Annotated in this window: 13 protein-coding genes and 1 riboswitch; all 13 genes read left to right on the plus strand. The window is 32.0% G+C overall.

The window, feature by feature from the left end; translation table 11 throughout:
* Positions 1 to 231 precede the first annotated feature (231 nt).
* The 13 genes from DS884_RS14915 to cobM all read left to right on the plus strand — a co-directional run bounded on the left by DS884_RS14915 (position 232) and on the right by cobM (position 15,749).
* Complete coding sequence (locus DS884_RS14915) at positions 232 to 1,695, plus strand: cobyric acid synthase (RefSeq protein ID WP_113787316.1); 1,464 nt, start codon at positions 232 to 234, stop codon at positions 1,693 to 1,695.
* The gene (locus tag DS884_RS14920; protein ID WP_113787317.1) at positions 1,689 to 2,696 is read left to right on the plus strand and encodes a pyridoxal phosphate-dependent aminotransferase; all 1,008 of its coding nucleotides are present in this window, start codon (positions 1,689 to 1,691) and stop codon (positions 2,694 to 2,696) included. The genes DS884_RS14915 and DS884_RS14920 overlap by 7 nt, the downstream gene beginning before the upstream one ends.
* Complete coding sequence (cbiB, locus tag DS884_RS14925) at positions 2,687 to 3,628, plus strand: adenosylcobinamide-phosphate synthase CbiB (protein ID WP_113787318.1); 942 nt, start codon at positions 2,687 to 2,689, stop codon at positions 3,626 to 3,628. The genes DS884_RS14920 and cbiB overlap by 10 nt, the downstream gene beginning before the upstream one ends.
* Positions 3,621 to 4,148 (plus strand): AAA family ATPase, encoded by a 528-nt coding sequence (locus DS884_RS14930; RefSeq protein WP_113787319.1) that lies wholly within the window; start codon positions 3,621 to 3,623, stop codon positions 4,146 to 4,148. Before cbiB ends, DS884_RS14930 begins: the two co-directional genes overlap by 8 nt.
* Before the next feature lie 11 nt (positions 4,149 to 4,159).
* Positions 4,160 to 4,366, plus strand: a riboswitch (cobalamin riboswitch).
* Between the two features lie 79 nt (positions 4,367 to 4,445).
* On the plus strand, positions 4,446 to 6,695 hold the full coding sequence (locus DS884_RS14935) for a TonB-dependent receptor (RefSeq protein ID WP_113787320.1): 2,250 nt from the start codon (positions 4,446 to 4,448) through the stop codon (positions 6,693 to 6,695).
* Between the two features lie 3 nt (positions 6,696 to 6,698).
* Complete coding sequence (locus tag DS884_RS14940; RefSeq protein WP_113787321.1) at positions 6,699 to 7,499, plus strand: (2Fe-2S) ferredoxin domain-containing protein; 801 nt, start codon at positions 6,699 to 6,701, stop codon at positions 7,497 to 7,499.
* A gap of 2 nt (positions 7,500 to 7,501) precedes the next feature.
* Positions 7,502 to 9,046 (plus strand): uroporphyrinogen-III C-methyltransferase, encoded by a 1,545-nt coding sequence (gene cobA, locus DS884_RS14945; protein ID WP_113787322.1) that lies wholly within the window; start codon positions 7,502 to 7,504, stop codon positions 9,044 to 9,046.
* A 4-nt stretch (positions 9,047 to 9,050) separates the two neighbouring features.
* A complete protein-coding gene (locus DS884_RS14950) occupies positions 9,051 to 9,983 on the plus strand; it encodes a sirohydrochlorin chelatase (RefSeq protein WP_113787323.1) in 933 nt (310 codons plus the stop codon).
* Positions 9,980 to 10,690, plus strand: a complete 711-nt coding sequence (gene cobI / locus DS884_RS14955) for a precorrin-2 C(20)-methyltransferase (RefSeq protein ID WP_093871572.1) — start codon at positions 9,980 to 9,982, stop codon at positions 10,688 to 10,690. Before DS884_RS14950 ends, cobI begins: the two co-directional genes overlap by 4 nt.
* A complete protein-coding gene (gene cobJ, locus DS884_RS14960; protein WP_113787324.1) occupies positions 10,687 to 12,063 on the plus strand; it encodes a precorrin-3B C(17)-methyltransferase in 1,377 nt (458 codons plus the stop codon). The genes cobI and cobJ overlap by 4 nt, the downstream gene beginning before the upstream one ends.
* Positions 12,064 to 12,065: 2 nt before the next feature.
* Positions 12,066 to 12,707: a 5,6-dimethylbenzimidazole synthase gene (gene bluB / locus DS884_RS14965; RefSeq protein ID WP_113787325.1), complete on the plus strand. Its 642-nt coding sequence runs from the start codon at positions 12,066 to 12,068 to the stop codon at positions 12,705 to 12,707.
* A complete protein-coding gene (gene cbiE, locus DS884_RS14970; RefSeq protein ID WP_113787326.1) occupies positions 12,708 to 13,907 on the plus strand; it encodes a precorrin-6y C5,15-methyltransferase (decarboxylating) subunit CbiE in 1,200 nt (399 codons plus the stop codon). It abuts the gene before it with no gap.
* Positions 13,908 to 15,749, plus strand: coding sequence for a precorrin-4 C(11)-methyltransferase (gene cobM, locus DS884_RS14975; RefSeq protein ID WP_113787327.1), 1,842 nt, complete (start codon positions 13,908 to 13,910; stop codon positions 15,747 to 15,749). It begins immediately after the preceding gene.
* Positions 15,750 to 15,764 lie beyond the last annotated feature (15 nt).

Raw genomic sequence — 15,764 nt, forward strand, 5'->3', positions numbered from 1 at the left:
AATGAAGTAATCTTTTTATTGTTAACTCAAAACTTAATTACATGCACTCAATAAACAGATTGCTTCAGTCGTAACCTTCTTCGCAATGACGAACCCAAACTAACAGATTGCTTCCTCGTGCCTCGTCGCAATGACCAACATATTCCCACCACCAATAATAAAAAACAGCAATACCCGTACACAAAGTATATATAATTCAATATTTTTGTTTTTCTAAAAAATAAAATTAAAATGCAAAAACTACAACCTATCATGTTAGTTGGCACTGGATCAGATGTTGGAAAGAGCTGGATAACCACAGGTATTTGTAGATGGCTTAAACAAAAAGGATATACCCCTGCTCCGTTTAAAGCCCAAAACATGTCATTAAATAGTTTTTCTACCCCTGATAATTTAGAAATTGGAAGAGCGCAGGCCGTGCAAGCAGAAGCATGCGGTATTCCGCCAACGGTAGCAATGAATCCTATTTTATTAAAACCCTCATCGGTAAATAAATCGCAAATTGTATTACATGGTAAACCTATTGGCGATCAAACTGCAAAAGAATATTTTTTAGGAGACAATAAAAAACAGCTTTTTGAGGAAGCTAAAAAATCGTTTCATCAACTAGCTTCAAAACAGAATCCTATTGTAATGGAAGGTGCTGGAAGTATTAGTGAATTAAACTTAAAACATAGAGACATTGTAAACATGCGAATGGCTGCTGCTGCCAATGCCTGCGTATATTTAGTAGCAGATATTGATAAAGGAGGCGTATTTGGAAGTGTGTATGGTACTATTGAATTGTTAGAAGAGTGGGAACGTAAATTAGTAAAAGGTATTATTATTAATAAATTTAGAGGAGATACTGCTTTATTTATTGATGGAAAAAAGAAACTAGAAGAACTCACTAAGATTCCTGTTTTGGGTATTTTACCCTATGCAAAAGATATTGTAATTGAAGAAGAAGATTCCGTTGCCTTAAACCAACGAAAAACTACGGCAATTGAAAATAAATTAAATGTAGCCGTGGTAAAACTCCATTACATGTCTAACTACACCGATTTTCAATCGTTAGAACAAGAACCGTTAATCAATTTATATTTTACTAGAAATCCGGAAGAACTAAACAAAGCAGATGTACTGATTATTCCGGGTACAAAAAATACGATTGAAGATTTAATAGCCTTAAAAAAAGATGGTTTGGATACCATTATCAAAAAGCAATATGCACACATTCCTGTTATTGGGATTTGTGGAGGCTACCAAATGTTAGGAAACACTGTTAAAGATCCTTTTTCAGTAGAAAGTAATAATTTACAAGAAGAAGGATTAGGATTGTTTAATATTGAAACCACTCTAACAAAAACAAAACAAACGGTACAGCGTAATTTTCAGTTTAAAAACTTTGAACAACCTTGTGTAGGTTATGAAATTCATATGGGAGAAACCATAGTACCTAAAAACAAGCATTTAAATCGTATTAATAATACGAAAGAGGGCTATTTTGATGGAAATAAAAGTTGGGGAACCTACTTACATGGAATTTTTGACAATCAAGAAATTGTAACAGAACTACTACAAGTAAAATACCCAAATGCTGAGGCTATCAATTATAAAGCTTTTAAATTGGCACAATTTGATAAATTAGCTGATTGGATTGATGAAAATTTAGACATGGAAACCATCGTAAAAAATAGCGCACAAGAATGTTAAACGGCCATGGTGATGACCTTCATTTGATAGAAGGAGAAATTAAGCACAACTTTAGTTCAAATGTGTATTATAAAGGATGCCCAAAACCGTTACTTGATGAAATTTCAAGGAACGTTCATAGAATTGAAAGTTACCCCTCACCTATTGCCAATGAATTGAATGAACTAGCAGCAAAAAAGTTTGAACTTCATAGCAATCAATTTTTGTTTACCAACGGAGCAACAGAAGCCTTTTATTTAATAGCGCAATTATTTTCAACAAAAAAAGCAGCTATTGTAGCACCAACTTTTGCTGAATACGAAGATGCTTGTAGTATTTTTAAGTTGGATTATCAATTAATTTCTAGAACCGAAGTAAAAGACACGAATGCAGATCTTCTATTTATATGCAACCCCAATAACCCAACTGGTACTATTTTTTCTAAAAAGGAACTGGAACTTCTTTTTAAGCAGAAACCAGCTACTACATTTGTAATTGATGAAGCGTATATTGAATTTACCAACAATCTAGAATCAGTTGCTTCATTAACTTCCACGCATACAAATTTAATTGTCGTTCGTTCATTAACAAAAACATTTACCATTCCTGGATTACGATTAGGCTATATCATATCAAACCCCTCGAACATAAGTAAACTTTTACCGTTAAAGATGCCTTGGAGTGTGAATGTATTAGCAATAAAAGCAGGTGAATTCATTTTTAACAATTATGAAACACTTCAATTCAATGCCTCTGAATTGTTAGAAGAAACTAGTATTTTTAAGAAAGAGTTTGAACAAGTAAAAGGTATAAAAGTTTGTGAAAGTAATACTTCTTATTTTTTAATTGAATTACTGAATAGATCGGCAAAAGAATTAAAAAAATATTTAATAGAAAAGCATCAAATTTTGATTAGAGACGCCACAAACTTCAACAATTTAGAAGGAGAACACATTCGTCTTTCAACACAAAATAAAGCCGCTAATCAGCTATTTATTCAAGCGTTAAAAGAATGGATTTAACTTCAATTTACATACTAGTTATTGCATTTGGTTTGGATTTACTTTTAGGAGATCCTAAAAAGCTACCGCATCTTATTATTCTATTTGGTAATAGTATTTCTTTGGGTGAGAAATGGCTTAATAAAAATAAGCACCAACTTTTAAAAGGAGCCTTTTTAACCATCACTTTAGTTAGTATTTCTTTTACGGTACCGTATTTAATTATAAAGTGGCTGCATGCATGTAATTTTAAAAGTATAGCCACTGTGTTTTCGGTTGTAATGTTGTTTTACTGCCTAGCCAACAAAACATTGGTAAAAGAAGGCTATGCTGTTTTTAATACACTTAAAAACGAAGGATTAGAAGCTGGGCGTAAACGTTTATCGTGGATTGTTGGTCGTGAAACGAATAATTTAAATGAACAGCAAATTAGAATCGCTACTTTTGAAACCATGTCTGAAAATTTAAGTGACGGTGTCATTGCTCCACTTTTTTACTTTTTAATTTTAGGAGTTCCTGGTGCTATGGCGTATAAAATGATTAACACGCTCGACTCTATGATTGGGTATAAAAATGATCGATATCTATTATTTGGTCGGTTTGCTGCGAAACTAGATGATGTTACTAACTATATTCCCTCAAGAATTACTGCACTATTAATGTTACTTGTTCAGTTTAAAATACATGGGGTTTCTTTTCTTTTCAAAGAAGGAAAAAAACATAGTAGCCCTAATGCTGGATACCCAGAAGCTGCTTTAGCATTTATTTTAAATTGTCAATTTGGTGGTCCTAATTATTATCATGGAAAATTAGTTGATAAACCTTTTATAGGAAACAACAACAAGAATATAGAACATAATGAAATTAAAAGAGTTGCTACCATTAACTATAGCTCAAGTATTCTTTTTATTGCAATTATAATAGGATTACTCGTATTTTTTCAACATGTATAACCTACCTAAAAAATATATCATTACTGGGGCTCCAGGCACTGGAAAAACCACTTTAATAAATCTTTTAAAAGATACCATTCCTTGCATGGATGAAGTTTCTAGAAGAGTTATTATTAATGAGCAAAAAAATAATAGAAACGGAATGCCGTGGGAAGACATCCACAGATTTACTGATCTTGTTTTCGAATTAACAACAAAAGAATTATTAAATTCAAACACACTAATTTGTGATCGGTCTTTATTAGATTTAGAAGCCTATTTAACGGCAGCAAATAAACCAATTCCTAATTACTTACGAGATTTTCCTTATAAAAAAAACTACCATACAACTGTTTTTTTTGCACCAACTTGGTTTGATATTTACTGTAAAGATGCACAAAGATTACAAGAATTTGACTATTGTTTGACCCTAGAAAAAGCGCTACTAGAACAGTATACCAAAAAAGGATTTGAAATTATAATACTTCCTAAAACTTCTGTTACTACAAGAAAAAAACTGGTTTTAGAAACTATCGTATAATAAAATACTATATATTCGCTTCGATTTTTGGTTTCTTATTCTTTCATAAAATTTTTGAATAAGAATTAAAAGGGAATTTGGTGCAAATCCAAAACTGTTCCCGCAACTGTAAAGCTTATTAAAGGCTTCATTAATAAAAACCACTGTAGGTAAAACTATGGGAAGGTAAATGAACGCTAAGCTAAGTCAGGAGACCTGCCTAAATCAAACCAATTTATAATAATAACTCTCGGGTAAAGAGTTAGAAAATTATGTTATTCATATTTTCTTTCCCTACCTGCTTAATTTCTTTTTTAAATGCAAAAATTGATTTTATGCAGTCTATGGACATTGTGTTTTTCACTATCCATATTCGCACAAAACAATACCTTTAAAGGTAAAGTAACTGATCAAGAAACTCAGTTAACAATTTCTCAAGTACGTATTACAGCGAACAATGTTTCCAAAGGGACAACTAGTGAAACAGGTAATTTTTCTATAAGAATAGAAAATTTCCCTGTAAAATTAACCTTCACTTCGGATGGCTATTTACAGAAAACCATTCTACTAAAAAAAGAAACCCAAAATTTAAATATTACACTAGAAAAGGAAGTTATTCAACTTTCTGAAATTGTCATCAATTCTAAAAATCAAAAAAAATTAGGAATTCAAAAGGTTTCTAAAATTTCATTACAATTAAGACCTATAAACAGTGCTCATGATTTTTTAAAAACAGTACCTGGTTTATTTATAGCGCAACATGCTGGAGGAGGAAAAGCTGAACAGATTTTCCTTAGAGGATTTGATAATGATCATGGTACTGACTTTGCTGTTCTTGTAGATGATATCGGTATTAATTTAAGTTCTCATGCTCACGGACAAGGGTATGCCGATTTACATTTTTTAATTCCTGAAACTGTTCAAACTGCAGATTATTATAAAGGGCCTCATGAGGTTTCACTAGGTAATTTTGCGGTTTCTGGTGCCGCTAAATTTTCTTCAAAAAACAAACTACATCGTAACGTAGCTAAACTAGAATATGGGCAATATAACTTTGTTAGAGCTTTAGCAATGGTTTCCCTTTTAAATGAGAGTAGTTTTTTAACGAATAATAATGAGAATGCTTATGTTGCTATAGAAGGAACCTACAACACTAGTTTTTTTGAAAGTGATCAAAAACTAAGACGATTAAATACTTTTGCTAAATACACCCTTCCTATTTCTGATGCTCACGAACTAAAAACTTCTTTTTCTACATTTCATAGTGATTGGAATGCTTCAGGACAAATACCTTTACGAGCAATTAAAAGTGGACTTATAACTAGATTTGGTGCTATTGATGATAAGGAAGGTGGTGATACTAAAAGAATTCATTTTAATGTACAATTAAGTTCTAGACTTTCAGAGAACACCCAATTTACCAATCAATTGTATTATGTTTCTAACAAATACAACTTATTTTCTAATTTTTCTTTTTTCCAAAACAATCCTGTTAACGGTGATATGATTCACCAACACGAGAATCGTAACGCATATGCTTACAAAGGAAATATTTCAATAAAAAACTTATTAAAAATACCAAATAGCACAACTTCTTTTGGTTGGTCTTTTGAACATAATAACAATACGATTGGCTTAAACAATGCTATTGGACGAACATTTTTAAAGGCAATAAATAAATTTGATATTGAAGAAACAAATATTGCTTTATTTTTAAAAGAAAGAATTCAAATAACCCCTAAACTAACAGCTTTAGGTGGTCTTAGAGCTGATTACTTCAATTTTAATGTAAATGAATTAGTACCAACACCTCAACAAGGAAACACTACAGCCTTTAGAGTTAGCCCTAAAGTTAGTTTATTTTATGATGCTACAAATAACATTCAGTTATATGCTAAAGCTAGTGTTGGATTTCATTCAAACTATGCGAATGCTGCAGTAAAAAACAGTGATGTAAATCCATTACCAAAAGCAATTGGATATGATGTTGGAACAGAATTTAAAATAGGAAAAAAGTTTGTAGGAAATCTTGCTGCTTTTTATTTACAAAGTGATGCAGAGTTTGTTTTTAGTCCTGATGGTTTTGAATTTGAAAATAAAGGTAGATCAAAACGAATTGGTAGTGAAGCTTCTTTTAGATACCAACCCTTACCTAACTTTTGGTTAGATACCGATTTAAATTATAGTTTCGGTACCTTGTTAGACGCTCCTAAAAGTGAGAATAAAATACCAAGTGCTCCAAGATTTACTTCAACAGGAGGTGCTACTTTACGCTTACAAAACGGGATTAATACTTCATTACGCTATCGTTATTTAGGAGAGCGTCCGTTAATTGAAGATGAATCAGTACTTGCTCAAGAATACTTTATTACAGATTTAGTTATTAATTATACCAAACCTAAATATCAAATAGGGTTGTCTATTGAAAACCTATTTGATACTAGCTGGAGAGAAGCTGTTTTTTACGACTCCTCTCAACTACAAGGAGAACCTCAGCCTGTTGATGATATTCATTTTACACCTGGAACTCCTTTTTCAACAAAATTAAGTATAACATATTTCTTTTAAATCATGGGAAAAAACATCGCCAATACCACACACACTTTTTTCTTTTGCGACGGAGGATCATGCCAAAAAGCAGGTAGCGAAAAAGTTGTTAGAGAAGCTAGAGCTTATTTGAGAAACAATGAGTTTTGGGATAGTACTCATACTATAAAAACTAGATGTAATGGTAGATGTGAAGATGCCCCTACTTGTATTGTAAGTCCGGGAGAATTTTGGTATAAAGAATTAACTCCCGAAAAAATAACGCATATCGTAAAAGGACATTTAAATAATGAATGTCCTATAGAAACTGAATTATTATATAAAAAAGGATGGGATAAGCAAATTTCTAACAACGAAAGAGCCCCAATAACACCAAAGCCTTTTGAACTAAAAAATGATACAGAATTAGGTGAGTGTTTTATTACCAAAGGATTTAGTTCAGATCAGTATTTGTATCCGTTATTCTTATTTCTTAGAGAAAACCCAGATGGTGTAACTCTTACTATGACAAATCAAAATTCTATTGATTTTAATGATATTGAAACGTTAGAATATTCTAAAACACATACACTTGAATTATTTACTAAAACAACTTGCATTCCATTAACTATTGCAGCTGTACCAAAAGATAATAAAGAGTTACAACAAGCTAAAATTTCTAGCACGGAATATTTTTATCAAAAGGAATCGCAACAAGTTGGTATTCGTTTTAAAAATAAATTTGGTGACGTTTTAGGAAAAATAGCATTCGATTCCATAGCTAATAAAGGCTGGGAATATTGTAGAAAAATACAGTTAAAAAACGCAATTTTAAATTTAACATAACAATGAAAAAAGGTGTTTCAATACTAGGTTTAGGTTGGTTAGGTTTACCATTAGTTTTACAACTTCAAAAAAGCGGTTATGCTGTTAATGGAAGTACTTCAAGACTCGGTAACTTAAAATCATTAGCTACATATTCTTTTCACACCTGTAGAATAAAAGTTGAAGCTGATACCATTATTGGCGACTGGGAATCTTTTATTCATGATACATCTACGTTAATTATAAATTTTCCTCCCAAGAGAATTGAAAATATTGAAACCATTCATCCGCTTCAAATTAAACAAATTATAAAACATACACCGAAAACAACAAAAATTATATTTGTTAGTTCCACATCGGTATATCAAAACACCAATACTCTTGTAAATGAATCTCTACATTGCATTCCTGAAAAAGCTTCTGGTAAAGCTCTCATAGAAGCTGAAAAATTATTACAACAACATTTTGGAAATAACTTAACGATTCTTCGTTTAGCGGGATTAATAGGTCCAAAACGTCATCCAGGAAGATTCCTTGCTAATAAAAAACAATTAAAAAATCCGAATGTTCCAGTTAATTTAATTCATCAAAAAGATGTAATTAACCTGATTAAAAAAATTTTAGAACAAGATTGTTTCGGTGAAACTATTAATGGCTGTGCAGATATTCACCCTAAAAGAAAAGATTTTTATGAAAATGCAGCAATTAAATTAGACATGTCTCCTCCAATTTTTGAGGTACCAATTAAAGAAAATTATAAAATAGTTGATAATTCAAAATCAAAATCAGTATTAAATTTTGAATACCAATTTTCAAATCCTGAATGGATTTTCACAAAAGAATATTTACCTGAAGTTTCTATAGTAGGTTGTGGTCCAGGTAACAAAAACTTGTTGACTTTAAAAGCTTTTGAAGCCATTGAAAATGCTGAAATTATTTTACACGATAATTTAATTTCTGATGAAATATTAGCCATAAATACGCAGGCTGAACATATTTACGTAGGTAGAAAATATGGTGATAAAGGCGATCAAGAAAAGCGTCAGAACAACATCAATGTATTGATGAAAAAACACTGTGAGCAAGGAGATAATGTAGTTCGCATAAAATCTGGAGATCCATACATCTACGGAAGAGCAGCCGAAGAGGTTCGGTTTTTAAAACAGCATAATTTACCTTTTACTGTGGTTCCAGGAATTTCTGCTGCGTTAGCCGCTGCTAGTTCTGTAAACATACCTATTACGGAAAGAAGACAGTCGAACGCCATTTTAATTTGTACCGCACATACGGCAGATTATTCTACCGCGCAGCTTAAAGGAATTGCTGAAATGCTAAATGCTGGTAACACACTAGCTTTGTATATGGGCTTGAAAAGTATGGATAAAATTGTTCCTAAATTAATGGAAGTATGTAAGAACCCTGATATTCCTATTAATGCGGTTTCAAATGTATCAAGAGAAAATGAAGTGCTACTTTCTTCAACATTAGGTGAGATAGAAAACGATATAAAAAAACAAGAACTACAAATGCCTGTAGTATTTTTAATAGGAGTAAAACCAATTAATTAAAAGAATGAAAAAAGGAATTTTACTTTGCGGACACGGCAGTAGAACCAAAACTGGAACCGATGCTTTTAAAGAATTAGTTTCCATTTTAAAAGCCCGTTATACAGATTATGAGGTTGATTATGGCTTTTTAGAATTTAACCATCCTGTTTACGAAGCTTCTATTGAACGTATGTATCAAAAAGGCATCCGTGAAATTTATGCGTTACCAATTATACTTTTTGCGGGTTCGCATGCTAAGAATGATATTCCGTATGAAATGAATACCATACAAAGCTATTATAGTGACTTAACTATAAAAATGGGAAAACACCTTGGTGTGAATTCATTTTTATTAGAATTAGCTCAAAAAAGAGTTTTGGAAGAAGAAAGCAAACATACACCGATGGATAGAAAAGAGGTGTGCTTAATGGTTGTAGGTAGAGGAACAACCGATACTGACGCAAATTCTGATGTTCATAAATTAGCTTGTATGTTGGGAGAAGGTATGGGCTTTGGTTTTACAACAGTATCCTATAGTGGTACCGCCTACCCTAATGTTACTAAAAGCTTAGAATTAACAAGTAAAATGGGCTTTAAACGAACGATTGCGATCCCTTTTTTCTTTTTTACTGGTATACTATTAGAGCGTATTTATAATCAAATTCGAACATTTAGTGAAACTTCTCCTTATGAATATGTGTACACCAAAGCTTTTGGTAGCGATGAGCTTATTTTAAAAGCTTTTGATGAACGACTAGACGAAGCTATCAATGGTACGGCAAACATGAATTGCCAATTGTGTAAATACAGAAAACAAATTGTTGGTTTAGAATCGGAAGTAGGAAAAGAACAAGTAGGACATCATTTAGGTGTAAAAGGTGTTTTGTTTGAAGAAGATGAAAAAGTTGGTCAAAAAAACAGCGTATTTACTAAAATTAAAAAAGGTTTAGGAATATGATAAAAGGTACAATATACGGTGTCTCTTTAGGTCCTGGTGATCCTGAATTAATTACTTTAAAAGGATTAAAAACCTTACAGAAAGTAGATAAAATATATTACCCTGGCTCTTTATTTAAAAATGGCAGAAAAGCTAGCTATTCACATTCTATTTTAAATAACTATAATTTAGATTCACAAAAACTCGAAGGATTTTATTTAAAAATGGATTTAGAGAGAGCGCAAGCAAAAGTTATTTATGAAACAACCTTTCAACAAATACTTTCTGAGTATAATAAAGGATTATCTATAGCAATTGTTAGCGAAGGAGATATTAGTACTTTTAGCTCTTTTTCTTATCTGTTAGAAAAAATACAAGCGCATAATTTACCTATTAATTTAATTCCGGGTATTAGCTCTTACTTGCATTTAGCATCTGAAAGTAAAACTCCTTTATGCTTACAAAACGAAAAAGTAGTAGTAATTCCTCGCATACAAACCAAAGAAGAACTACAAGAGGCTATTGCTAATTTCGACACTGTAGTATTAATGAAAATTATATCGGTTGTTGATATAATTACTGCTGTAATCGACACTAAAAAACATAGCGTTACTTATGCCGAACGCTTAGGAACGAATCAACAATTTATAACTAATAACTGGAGTACTGCCAGTACAAGAGAAACACCTTATTTTTCTCTTATGATTATTAAAAAAATAAACAAATGAAAATAACTGTAGCAGGCTTAGGTCCTGGAGATATCAATTATATGTTGCCCGTAGTTAAAAATGCTTTAGAAAAAGCAGACGTAGTTATTGGTTACGATTATTATTTTCAATTTGGAGCATCACTTTTTAAAGAAAATGCTGAACTTATTTCGATGCCTTTAGGTAAAGAAGAAGCAAGAGCTCATAAAGCTATTGAAAAAGCAAAAGAAGATAAATATGTAGTAGTTATTGGTTCTGGTGATGCCAGTATTTATGCCATGGCTGCCATTGTTTATGAAGTGGTATCTAAAGGAAATGATGATGCCATTGAATTAGAAACACTTCCTGGTGTTTCAGCATTTTTAGCTGCTGGTAGTAAATTAGGTGCACCGCTAGGTCATGATTTTTGCTGTATTTCATTGTCTGATTTAATGACACCTTGGAACAAAATTGAGCAGAGAATTAAAGCTGCTGCAATGGGAGATTTTGTAACCAGTTTATACAACCCAAAAAGTAAAAAAAGACATTGGCAGTTAGGTAGATTGCAGAAAATATTTTTAACAGAACGCTCACCTGCTACCCCAGTTGCAATTATAAGACATGTAACACGACCAGAAGAAGAACTTAAAATTACCACTTTAGGAGAATTTAACCCTGAAGATGTAGATATGTTTTGCTTGGTAATGATTGGAAACTCGCAAACCTATCGTTTTAAAGATTATTTAGTTACTCCAAGAGGTTATTTAAATAGAAAACCACATACAGGTAAAGAAATTCAACAAGAAAGTTTTAGAATTGTTACCGATCATATTAAAGGAATCCCTTTTTCTATTGCTGATAAATGGGCAGTAACGAGAGTTATTCATACTACAGGAATTTTAGAAGATTTTAATCATTATTCAGCAACACCGAATGCTATTGAAAACTGGCATACGCATCTTAAAAATGGTGGAGAAATTGTTACCGATGTTACCATGGTAAAAGCAGGAATCACAAAAGCTTTTATAAAAGAATACGGAAATCAAATTCACTGTTTATTAAATGATGAAGATGCACAAGCGCTAGCTAAATCGGCAAATATTACGCGCTCACAAGCTGGAATTCGAAAAGCCATTGAAAAACACCCGAATGCTTTGTATGTGGTAGGAAATGCACCTACGGCTTTATTCGAAATTGTTGAACAATTAAGAGACAATGATACTTTTAAACCTGTTGGTATAATTGGAGTACCTGTTGGTTTTGTGAATGTTTTAGAATCAAAAGAACAATTATCACAAATTGCAACTACCGATTGGGTTATTATTGAAGGAAACAGAGGTGGTAGTAATGTTGCAGCAGCTATTACAAATGCAGCTTTTACGTTACCGGAAGCTTCAACTTATTTTAAATCTTAAAAATGAACAAATTCACTCCAGAAAATATAGAAACCTTAGAGCAAATAATACTTGCTCGTAGAGATGTTAGAGGTAATCGTTTTATAAACACACCTATTCTTCAAAAGGATTTAGATAAAATTCTATTTGCTGGAGTAAATGCACCTTCTGTTGGATTTTCTCAACCATGGGAATTTGTAGTTATTAAAGATTTAGACATTAGAAATAAAATAAAAGACAGTTTTTTTGAAGAGAACGAAAAAGCAAAAACTCTTTTTGAAGGAAAAAAAGCCGATGCCTACACGCAATTAAAATTAGAAGGAATTGTAGAATCGGCATTAAATATCGCTGTTTTTTATAAACCAAGTGAACACCCTGTTTTAGGGCAAACTACTATGAAAGAAGCCGGTGTTTACTCAGTAGTATGCGCTATTCAAAATATGTGGTTAATGGCAAGAGCTTTAAACGTTGGTTTAGGTTGGGTAAGTATTTTAGACCCAAACAAGATTAAAACCATTTTAAATGCTCCTGAAAACAGACAATTAATAGGCTATTTATGTTTAGGACACGTAGATAAATTTTATGAAAACCCTGAATTAGAACGTTTACAATGGGAAAAACGTAAAAATATTAACGATGTTGTTATTAAAGAATGTTATCAATAAATGAAGCTAATACATTCACATATCGACTTTTATTTAATTGGAATTAGCAATCATCCTAGTCCGAAATTGAATGATGATGTCTTAAAATTAATTAAAGAAGCATCTGTTTTTTCTGGTGGAAAACGACATTATCAATTGGTAAAATCGTTCCTACCCGAAAACCATACTTGGATTGAAATTTCAGGTAAAATGGATGCGCTGATGAATCAGTATAAAAAAATTACGACAACGATTGTGGTTTTTGCCTCTGGTGATCCTTTTTTCTATGGCTTCGGAAATACGTTACAACGCTTATTACCCAATGCTAAATTAAGCGCTACTCCTTATTTTAATAGTATTCAATTGTTATGTCATAAAACACAAACGAACTACAATACATTAAAATCGGTATCTATACACGGTAGAGATTGGTCAGCACTAGATGAAGCACTAATTCATAGAAACGAATTAATCGGCGTATTAACCGATAACAAAAAAACACCTGCCGAAATTGCGAAACGTATGCTGCAATATGGTTTTGATAATTACTCAATAACCATTGGAGAAGCTTTAGACGGAGATAATGAACATATTGAACAACTAGATTTAGTTTCTTGTTCTAACAAAACACATGATAATTTAAACTGTGCATTATTAAAACAAACAGCACCTAAACACAAACCTTTTGGTATTCCTGATGCATCCTTTATTCCATTAACGAATAGAGCTAACATGATTACTAAAATGCCTATTCGTTTAAGTACAATTAATGCGTTAGAATTACAAAATAAAACGGTGTTTTGGGATGTAGGAGCTTGTACAGGATCTGTTGCTATTGAAGCAAAACAACATTTTCCGCATTTAAAAATCGTTGCCTTTGAAAAACGAACTGAATGCACAGCTATAATTCAACAAAATACAGAACGTTTTTCAACACCTGGAATTGCTATTATTATTGATGATTTTTTTAATCTCAATTTAAATGATTTTGAAATTCCTGATGTTGTTTTCATTGGTGGTCACGGTGGACGCTTAAAAGAATTGATTCATTTAATACATCAACTAAATCCAGCAGTACGATTCGTTACTAACGCTGTAAGAGAAAACAGCACTAAAATATTTACAGAAGAACTTACAAAATTGAATTACATCGTAAATACTAGTGTTATTCAAGTAAACCAACATAATAAAATTAGCATTCACACAGCTGAACTAAAATAAATGAGAAAAATAGCCATCATAGCAGTCACTGAAAAAGGAATAGAAAAAGCCCTTATTATTCAGAAAGAATTTCCAAAATCATTAGTCATAACTACTTTACAGTCTAGTAATGAAAGTGTATCAACTATTACGTCTATTTCTGACTATTTAGCTGATAATTTTATGAAACTAGATGGTATTTGTTTTGTAACAGCCTTGGGTATTTGCGTACGCTTAATTGCTCCGTATATTCAAGATAAAAACACCGATCCAGCAGTAATTTCTGTTGATGATTTAGGGTTACATGTGCAATCTGTATTAAGCGGACATAAAGGTGGAGCGAATGATTTTGCATCAAAAACAGCGAGTGTATTAGGAGCAAATGCTGTAATATCGACCTCAAGTGATGTACAAAATATTTGGGCTTTAGATACTCTTGGAAATCAATTTAATTGGCAAACAGAAAGTTCAATAGCTACAAATAAAATAATGGCATTGTTTGCTAATAACAAACCTACTGCGTTACTTTTAGATATTAAAGATAAAGGCACACAGCATTTAGAAAAAACAGTTCCTAATTTTGTAACCGTTTTTTATAATGAAAAAGACATTGATTATACACAATTTGAATTATTTATTGCGGTAAGTTATAAAGTTTACGAAGCAAAAATTCCTAGTTTATTTTTAATTCCGAAAGTACTATCTGTTGGTTCTGGATGCTCTAAACAATTAGATTTTAAACTATTTCAAGAAACATTCAAATCAAAACTAGCTGCTGAAGGATTATACTTTTCTGCCATCAAAAACTTTGGTTCTATTGATATTAAAGCGGAACAGCAAGCTTATTTAGATTTTAGTGAGGCTAACAATATTCCTTTCAGCACATTTACTTCTGATAGAATAAACACTGTTACGATACCTAACCCAAGTGCAATGGTACAATCAAAAATTGGTGTTAATGGTGTTTCAGAATCTTGCGCGATGTTACTTTCTGGAAATAATGATTTACTTGTTGAAAAACAGAAAATTCATTTAGAGAACAGTGAAAAATTCACTTTTTCAGTTGCTTTAAGCGCTGAAGTAGCTCGTAAAACAGCGGTTGCTATTATTGGTGCAGGACCTGGTGATGAGGAATTAATAACTGTAAAAGGAAAACAATATTTAGAAGAAGCAGACTGTGTGTTATATGCTGGAAGTTTGATTCCTGAAGAAATGACCAATTGGTGTAAACCAGGAGCGGTAGTTAGAAACTCTGCAATGATGACTTTAGAGGAGCAAGTATCTTTAATGCAAGAACATTATAAAAAAGGAAACGCTATTGTTCGTTTACAATGTGGTGACCCTTCTTTATATGGTGCTATTCAAGAACAAATGACCATTTTTGATGAATTGGAAATGGATTACTTTATTGTACCTGGTATTTCTTCTTTTAGTGCAGCAGCAGCAGTATTAAAATCGGAATTCACCATACCCGAAGTAGTACAATCTATTGTATTAACTCGTGGTGAAGGAAAAACTCCTATGCCATCAAAAGAAAGTATTTCAGCATTTGCAGCAACAAATTCAACCATGTGTATCTTTTTAAGTGTTGGTATTGCTAAAAAAGTAGAAGCACAACTATTAGAACATTTTGATGCCGATACACCCGTGGCAGTTATGTATCGAATTTCTTGGAAAGATGAAGAAATATTTCAAGGAAAATTAGAAAACCTGGCACAAATTGTAAAAGAGAGTAAAAAAACTAGAACTGTATTAATTGTAGTAGGTCATGCTATTGGAGCTCGTAAAAACAGATCGCAGTTATACAGCCCTGAATGGAAACATATTTTTAGAACTAATAAGAAATTTGTAGTTACAGAATAATTCATAAATAAGAAG

This window comes from Tenacibaculum sp. E3R01, from assembly GCF_003318185.1.
GTDB lineage: Bacteria > Bacteroidota > Bacteroidia > Flavobacteriales > Flavobacteriaceae > Polaribacter > Polaribacter halocynthiae.

Coding starts and splice junctions, on each gene's coding strand:
- cobI (WP_093871572.1), top strand. CDS start 9,980: ATGATAAAAGGTACAATATACGGTGTCTCTTTAGGTCCTGGTGATCCT.
- cobJ (WP_113787324.1), top strand. CDS start 10,687: ATGAAAATAACTGTAGCAGGCTTAGGTCCTGGAGATATCAATTATATG.
- bluB (WP_113787325.1), top strand. CDS start 12,066: ATGAACAAATTCACTCCAGAAAATATAGAAACCTTAGAGCAAATAATA.
- DS884_RS14950 (WP_113787323.1), top strand. CDS start 9,051: ATGAAAAAAGGAATTTTACTTTGCGGACACGGCAGTAGAACCAAAACT.
- cobA (WP_113787322.1), top strand. CDS start 7,502: ATGAAAAAAGGTGTTTCAATACTAGGTTTAGGTTGGTTAGGTTTACCA.
- cobM (WP_113787327.1), top strand. CDS start 13,908: ATGAGAAAAATAGCCATCATAGCAGTCACTGAAAAAGGAATAGAAAAA.
- cbiE (WP_113787326.1), top strand. CDS start 12,708: ATGAAGCTAATACATTCACATATCGACTTTTATTTAATTGGAATTAGC.
- DS884_RS14940 (WP_113787321.1), top strand. CDS start 6,699: ATGGGAAAAAACATCGCCAATACCACACACACTTTTTTCTTTTGCGAC.
- DS884_RS14920 (WP_113787317.1), top strand. CDS start 1,689: ATGTTAAACGGCCATGGTGATGACCTTCATTTGATAGAAGGAGAAATT.
- DS884_RS14935 (WP_113787320.1), top strand. CDS start 4,446: ATGCAAAAATTGATTTTATGCAGTCTATGGACATTGTGTTTTTCACTA.
- cbiB (WP_113787318.1), top strand. CDS start 2,687: ATGGATTTAACTTCAATTTACATACTAGTTATTGCATTTGGTTTGGAT.
- DS884_RS14930 (WP_113787319.1), top strand. CDS start 3,621: ATGTATAACCTACCTAAAAAATATATCATTACTGGGGCTCCAGGCACT.
- DS884_RS14915 (WP_113787316.1), top strand. CDS start 232: ATGCAAAAACTACAACCTATCATGTTAGTTGGCACTGGATCAGATGTT.